The sequence below is a fragment of the Peribacillus sp. P4_C12 genome (assembly GCF_056402095.1).
In genome coordinates this window covers 1-619 of sequence record NZ_JBFUIB010001138.1, presented here as the reverse complement: position 1 = coordinate 619, position 619 = coordinate 1, and the positions used below count along the sequence as shown (strand labels likewise).

Annotated in this window: 1 protein-coding gene and 1 pseudogene; both read left to right on the top strand. The window is 39.1% G+C overall.

Annotated elements, in window-relative coordinates:
* Nucleotides 1-344 (top strand): annotated as a pseudogene (locus tag AC1DUW_RS31800) (acetyl-CoA C-acyltransferase); the annotation flags it as partial.
* A gap of 108 nt (nt 345-452) precedes the next feature.
* On the top strand, nt 453-619 hold a 167-nt coding region (locus AC1DUW_RS31795; RefSeq protein WP_477644575.1), incomplete at its 3' end, for an acyl-CoA dehydrogenase family protein.

The following is a 619-nucleotide window of genomic DNA, read 5'->3' as shown; positions in this document are numbered from 1 at the left end:
CTGTTGCAGGTGTAGATCCAAACATTATGGGAATCGGACCTGTTCCCGCTATAAGAAAGGTAATGGAAAAGTCAGGACTTTCGTTAAATGATATGGACATTATTGAAATTAATGAGGCCTTTGCAGCTCAAGTGATTGCTTGTAACCGGGAGCTTGATATGAATCCTGCAAAAGTGAATGTGAATGGCGGGGCCATCGCTCACGGACATCCACTTGGTGCTACAGGTGCAATCCTAATTACGAAAGCGGCCTATGAATTGAAGCGATCTGGCGGAAGATATGCTCTTATTACAGCTTGCATTGGAGGTGGGCAGGGAATTGCTACGATTATTGAAAGTGATTGATGATTTTTTACTTATCACTATCCAGGAAAAATTCGTATAAAATGTGATTGTTTCGATCTTAATCTTAGTAGTCAGTTAAGTGAGCAAACCTAAGGAGGAGTATGAATTATGACGATTACTTTAAATAAAGAAATGCTGCAAATGAAGAATATGATTCGTAATTTTGTTGAAAAGGAAGTAGAGCCTTACGCACAACAAATTGAAGAAGAAGATGTCATCCCACAGCATTTAGTTGAAAAATCCAAAGAACTCGGTTTATTCGGGATAAGCATTCC